Annotated in this window: 5 protein-coding genes and 1 pseudogene; 5 read left to right on the plus strand and 1 reads right to left on the minus strand. The window is 66.7% G+C overall.

Annotation, left to right across the window (positions count from 1 at the left end; translation table 11 throughout):
- The first annotated feature begins 159 nt into the window (after positions 1-159).
- Together ACIQ7H_RS21510 and ACIQ7H_RS21515 are read left to right on the plus strand one after the other, a co-directional pair.
- The gene (locus tag ACIQ7H_RS21510; protein WP_395795429.1) at positions 160-3,261 is read left to right on the plus strand and encodes a LodA/GoxA family CTQ-dependent oxidase; all 3,102 of its coding nucleotides are present in this window, start codon (positions 160-162) and stop codon (positions 3,259-3,261) included.
- Between the two features lie 11 nt (positions 3,262-3,272).
- Positions 3,273-4,436, plus strand: coding sequence for an FAD-dependent monooxygenase (locus ACIQ7H_RS21515; RefSeq protein WP_395795431.1), 1,164 nt, complete (start codon positions 3,273-3,275; stop codon positions 4,434-4,436).
- Between the two features lie 236 nt (positions 4,437-4,672).
- On the opposite strand, the gene ACIQ7H_RS21520 is transcribed toward ACIQ7H_RS21515, so the two are convergent.
- Positions 4,673-5,014 (minus strand): Fic family protein, encoded by a 342-nt coding sequence (locus ACIQ7H_RS21520; RefSeq protein ID WP_395795433.1) that lies wholly within the window; start codon positions 5,012-5,014, stop codon positions 4,673-4,675.
- Positions 5,015-5,109: 95 nt separating this feature from the next.
- Between ACIQ7H_RS21520 and ACIQ7H_RS21525 the strand changes: the two genes are divergently transcribed.
- The 3 genes and pseudogenes from ACIQ7H_RS21525 to tnpA all read left to right on the plus strand — a co-directional run.
- Positions 5,110-5,238, plus strand: a complete 129-nt coding sequence (locus tag ACIQ7H_RS21525; protein WP_395795435.1) for a hypothetical protein — start codon at positions 5,110-5,112, stop codon at positions 5,236-5,238.
- 104 nt (positions 5,239-5,342) lie between these two features.
- Positions 5,343-5,996, plus strand: a pseudogene (locus tag ACIQ7H_RS21530) (IS5 family transposase); the annotation flags it as partial.
- A gap of 81 nt (positions 5,997-6,077) precedes the next feature.
- The coding region (tnpA, locus tag ACIQ7H_RS21535) for an IS66 family insertion sequence element accessory protein TnpA (protein WP_395795437.1) at positions 6,078-6,228 on the plus strand (151 nt) is incomplete at its 3' end.

A 6,228-nucleotide genomic window follows, 5' to 3' on the forward strand; every position in this document is an offset into this window, starting at 1 on the left:
ACTGCCGACCACGCGCAACCGCGACATCGACAGCTTGCTGCCGATCGAGGGCTGGGCGCCGATCTGCAACTGAGGCTCAGCACGGCGAGTGGGGAAGCGGTAGGTGGCTTGGGCGGACGCATACGTCGAGCACGGTTGGCCACGCACTGGGGGAATCGCATGTCAAAGAACACCGATCCTGCGGCGTACTCCGCCGCCAGCGACTGCACCGGAACACCGATCCAACTGCCGCCAAAGCTGCCGCCCAGCCCATGCTGCTGCGACAGCGATCCAGTGCTCGGTTTGAAGCAGCTGTTCGTCGACTACTTCCAGGGCCGCGGTATGGCGGCCGGGCGCGACCCCGCCACGCGGCCGGTGTTCCTGCGTCTGCACGGTGTCGCCCACGGTCGCTTCGTGGTCGATCCGGCGCTGCCGGAGTCGCTGCGCGTCGGGCTGTTTGCGCAGGCGCGCGAGTACCCGGCCTGGGTGCGCTTCTCCGCCGATGTCCAGCCCGGCAATACCGATCTCAAGGGCACCACCGGCATCGGCATCAAGCTGTTCGGCGTCGAGGGCGAAAAGCTGCTGGCGCCGGATCAGCATGCGAACACGCACGACTTCATTCTGCAGAATCACGATGTGTTCTTCGTCGACACCGCCAAGGACATGTGCGAGTTCACCTGCCAGTCCCTGCACGGCAAGGGTGACGAATACCTGGCCGCGCATCCGCGTACCGCGCAGGTGCTGAACGACATGGAGAAAGTGGTCGATTCGGTGCTCGGCATCGACTACTGGAGCGTGCTGCCGTTCCGCTTCGGCGACAGTCGTTTCGTCAAGTACAAGCTGGAGCACTTGCCGCCGCTGCAGCGGTCGATGCCCGCCTGCGATGACCCGGTCGACTTCGATGATCCCTTCTACCTGCGCGCAGATCTGCATGCGCGGCTGCGCACCAGCTCGGCGCGCTTCCGTCTGCTGGTTCAGTTCCAGACCAATGAGGGCGAGATGCCGCTCGATGCCGCCACCGTGCAGTGGAGTGAACAGGCCAGCGCGCCGATCGAGGTCGGTATCCTCGAGTTGCCGAAGCAGGATCTCGATACCCGCAACCAGGCCAGCTATGGCGAGAACCTCGCCTACAACACCTGGCATGCCCTGCCAGAGCACGCGCCAGTCGGCAGCCTCGCGGAGGCGCGCCGCGTGGTTTATCAGGCCTCGGCCAACAATCGTCGCAACACCAATGGCGTGCCCACCGGCGAACCGACCGAGCCGCGGCCTCCGCAGTACGCGCCCGGGGTCGACTACCCGGCCGCACGCGACACCCACGTGGTGCGCGCCGCCATCCACCCTGCGATCGGCATCGCACGGGTCGGCAACAGCGCCGAGGCGTTCTACATCGGCCCGCAGCTGAGCGAGCCGCCGATTCAGCCACAGGGCTTCTATCGCGATGCCACCGGCGCGCTGAAGCGCGAGGCCGCCGAGTTCCGCATCTACGGCTATAACGCGGCGGGCGAAGTGGTGCGCGAGCTGACCGCCGACTGGGCCGAGATCAGCTGGACCGTTCATCTGGCGAACAGCAAGGCCGCCTGGTATCAATGGCAGATCGCGATGGATATTCCCGAGGCCGCCGACACCGTGCTGCCGCTGCGCAATGCCCAGGTCGCCACGCGCGACACGCTGGTGATCGACGCCGGGCCGCAGCGCGTGGTCGGCCGTGGCGATGGGCCGGTGCAGTGCGGCGGCAGTTTCACCGGCGTGCCGGTCAACCTCGGCGAACTGCGCACGGATGCCGACGGCCGTCTTCTCGTGCTGGCCGGTCATGGCGTGTCGGCCTCGCCGAACAACACGCCGATCTTCAACCCCAAGGACGGCAATTCCTTCATCAATGCCGATGGCTGGTACGACGACACCGCCGACGGCACCGTCAGCGCCAGCGTCCACATCGAGGGCCGCACCATTCCGGTGGACTCGGCCTGGGTGGTGACGGCGCCGCCAAACTACGCCCCGCAGCTGAAGGCCGAGCGCACCCTGTACGACCTGATGTTCGATCTCTACGTGCAGGCCGGCTGGTTGGCGCTGCCGGCAGAGGTGCACTTCCAGAACGATGTCTATCCGATCCTGCAGCGCCTGACCGGGCTGCAGTGGGTGAATCAGGGCTTCGCGACCCTGTTCGGCTTTGGCGGCCGCTTCGATTTCGAAGAACCCGACCTGATCGCCAAGCTCTCGACCCTGCCGCCGGCCGGCGCCTACGACCCCAATGCCGAACTGCGTCGACAGGTGTTCAACAGCTTCCGCCCGCCCAACCCACCCGATGGCAACCAGCAGCCCTGGCCGTGGCTGTACGGCGATGCGATGGAGATTCCGGCCGGCGAGAGCCCGCGCCAGAACGCCAGTGTCAGCGCCACCCAGTACGCGCTGTTGAAGCGCTGGATGTTGGGCCAGTTCAGCCCTGGATTCGATCCGAAGCGGCCTCTGCCGGCCAGCATCGATGAGCTACCGCTGGCCGCACAGCCGGCGATGCTGGACCGCGCGGCGCTGGAGTTCTGCCTCGCCGATGCCTTCCACCCCGGCTGCGAACTGACTTGGCCGATGCGCCACCTGAGCCTGTATCGCGCGCCGTTCCGCATCCGCCAGCGTCCGCCCGGCGAGGCCGCACCCGACTACGGCGCGACCCTCAATCAGGCCACCGCGTTGTCCGCGCAAGGCCCCCTGCACGCGCAGAGCCCCGGTGATCTGAATCGCTGGATGGGTCTGCCCTGGCAGGCCGACACGGCGTTCTGCCGCGCCGGCTACGACACCGACTACGATCCGTTCGCGCCGACCTTCTGGCCGGCCCGCGTGCCCAATCATGTCCTGACCGCCGAGGACTACGCGATCGTGATCGACCCGGCGCAGCCGATGGATCGGCGCATCGAGGCCTTCAGCAAACGCACCAGCTGGAACAAACCGCTGCACGGCGACACTGCTGGGCAGATGGTCGAGATGGTGCGGATCTTCGGCTCGATGGGCCTGGTCGAATCGCGCCCGGGCGTCAGCGATTCGCCCGGGTTCCCGGCACAGATGCAGGTCGCCGCCTACGGTCCGGATGTGTCCGCTGCGGACGCGTCGAGCCTGAGTCCGGCCGCGCTGGAGGCCGCCGCGATGAGCCTCGCCGCCGAACCCGGCGCAGCAAAGGCGCATCCGAAGCTGCATGCGAAGGCCGGCGTACTCGCGCATGGCGCGAACTTCGATTCGGCCCAGGACGCACAGGCCGCGCCACTGCCGGTCCGGCGCGGCAAGCCGCGCACCTGAGCCGACTTGTCGTGCAGCAGAAGCATTTCGACGTGGTCATCGCCGGCGGCGGGCCCGCCGGCGCTGCGGCAGGACTGAGCCTTGCCCAGGCCGGGCTGCGGGTACTGATCGCCGACAACAGCGGCCCGCGCGCCTTTCGACCGGGCGAAAGCCTGCCGCCGTCGGCACGTCCCTTACTGCAGCGGCTCGGCGTGCTTGATCGCACACTCTCGGCAGGCCATCGCCCCAGCGTCGGCACCCTGGCCTGCTGGGGCGGGCCGCAGCCGCAGTCGAAAGACTTCATTCGTCAGCTGCACGGCCACGGCCTGCAGCTGGATCGACTGCGGTTTGACCGTGATCTGCGCGAAGCCGCCTGCCAGGCCGGCGCGCAGCTGCTGACAGACACAACGCTGCGCCTGCTGCGCGCAGGCAGGCATGGCCAGCCACATCAGCTGCGCCTGCAGTTTGCGCACAACCGTGAGCAGACGATCGAGGCGGACTGGGTGATCGACGCCAGCGGCCGCGCGGCGAGCCTGGCGCGTGCACTCGGCGCGCGACGCGTCCGCCATGACGCACTGATCGCCTTCTATCTGCGCCTGCAGGGCGGATCGGAACACGATCAGGACGGACGCACCCTGGTGGAAGCGGTCGAGGACGGCTGGTGGTACAGCAGCCTGCTGCCCTCCGGCCAGCGCCTGCTGGTTTTTCTGGGCGACAGCGATCTGCTGCAGCACCGCCGTCTGCTGTCGGCTGGCCGTCTGTGGGATGCGCTGCAGAACGCGCCCATGCTCAGCCGGCTGTGCCTGCAGCACGGATGGCGCCCGATCGAGCCAAGCGGCGGCGCCGACGCCAGCGGCAGCGAACTCGATCGCGCGGCCGGCGAGCGCTGGCTCGCCACCGGCGATGCCGCGCTCAGCTTCGATCCGCTCTCTTCCAAAGGCATCGCCAATGCGCTCTACACCGGGCAAGAGGCAGCGCGCGCCCTGCTCAGCATGCGGTCGGGCGACGCGGCCGCCGGCGCGCGCTACTGCCAGCATCTCACCGAGGTCCACGCGGCCTATCGACAGCAGCTCAGTGCCTGCTATGCACTGGAGACGCGCTGGCCACACGCACCGTTCTGGGCGCGCCGGGGGTGTGTCACTCGCCCGCAGACGGCTGCCAAGAGCAGTCCGCAGGCAGCGCCCTTGCCCGCTTGAGCTGGGCGCTCTGACGACTGCCGTGAAGTGATTCGCGCGCGGAATGGATTGCTGTCGCTCAGAAACTGCAGGCTGTTCCGATCGGCCCTGCCCCAGTCAGCAGGCAACAAAAAACCCCAGCTGTTCCCAGCTGGGGGTCGTTGTTGGTGGCGGATGGATGACGGTTCAATTCCGGCTCTCTCAATTGAATAGCAATCTAGCGGACTGGGGAGGAAGTTCGAGCATGCCGCGGGGCATCAGGGCGAACCGCCAGGGGAATGCGTCGTCAACCACTGCCGTCCGAGGGCGGTAAGGCGGTACCGCTGGTTGCTGCTGCGAGGCTTGTCCGGCAGGGTCATTTCGATCACGCCAAGGTCCAGTGCTGGCGTGAGATAGGAAGTACGAAAGTGTTCTCGGTCCGCCAGCCCCAGGGCGTTCTGGATAGCGAGCCGAGGCATTTCGCCATCAAGCTGCGCCAACAGCATCCCAACTTGCGGGGTCACTTGCGGGCTCACTTGCGGGGTCACTTGCGGGGTGACTTGCTGGGTTTGGTCGGTCGCTGGCCGCGGAATCACCGCCCTGAACTCGTTGCCGTCCACGTCGTCAAGTAGCGTCGTCTCCGGCCAGTCCTCCAGGACGCGCGGGATGCCGGTGCCGATGCATCACCCGCCACTACCTCCGCCCTGCCGAAGGTATGGACGCCATCCAGCTCGAACTCGCGCAAGTCACCTACACGGACAAGCGCAGCCAGCGTTCCGACGCGGTGAGGACAAGGCGGTTCCAGGGGCTGCTCAGCAAGCCGTTACAGGCGGCAGTGGGCTGACCCTGCCGCAAACGAACCAAGCGAGAGTTACTGAAGCCTAAGGAAGCTCTGATTTATCCGCCCCGACGGCTACCATAGCCCACCACCCGCAGAATGTTCAGCCAATGAAGCAGACCACCTTCGACTCCCTGGCCTACACCGCGAAGAAGAAGCAGACCCGTCGCGAGAAGTTTCTTGCGGAAATGGAGCTGGTGGTGCCGTGGAAGGCGCTGCTGATGTTGATCGAAGAACACTACCCCAAGAGCGGCAAGGCCGGACGGCCGCCCATGTCGCCGGAAGTGATGCTACGGATCCACTTCCTGCAGCAGTGGTACGCACTGAGCGACCCGGCGATGGAGGATGCGCTGTACGAGATCGAATCGATGCGGCGCTTCGCGGGCTTGGAACTTAACGTCGACGCGATCCCGGACGAGACCACGATCTTGAAGTTCCGTCGGTTCCTGGAGAAGCACGCGCTGGCACCGAAGATCCTGGAGACGGTCAACGCCGATCTGGCGGCGCGCGGCATGCAGATGCGCGCCGGCACGCTGGTCGATGCGACGATCATCCACGCGCCGAGTTCGACCAAGAACAGCAGAGGCGAGCGCGATCCAGAGATGCACCAAACCAAGAAGGGCAACCAGTGGTACTTCGGCATGAAAGCCCACGTCGGCGTTGATTCCCACTCGGGCCTGGTGCGCGTGGTCACCGGCACCGCGGCGAACGTGGCCGATGTCACCCAGATCGACGCACTGCTGACGGGTGAGGAGAAGACCGTACGTAAGCGTCCGCCCACCTCACCTACCTTCCTGACCTGATTCTCCCGACCGTCTCCGGTTTCCCCAACGGAGGAGCGGTCGATGGCGTGTTCGGAGGTGCGGCGATGGCGGGCGCATGTGCGCTCGCAGGTGCGGAGTGGGTTGAGCCAGGCGGACTACTGCCGGTTGTGGGGCATCCCGCGACGGGAGTTCGCGGCGTGGCGGCGGCGGCTGTGGGTGCAGGAGATGTCGC

It is taken from the genome of Aquimonas sp., assembly GCF_044377145.1.
In the GTDB taxonomy this organism is placed as follows: domain Bacteria; phylum Pseudomonadota; class Gammaproteobacteria; order Xanthomonadales; family Xanthomonadaceae; genus Aquimonas.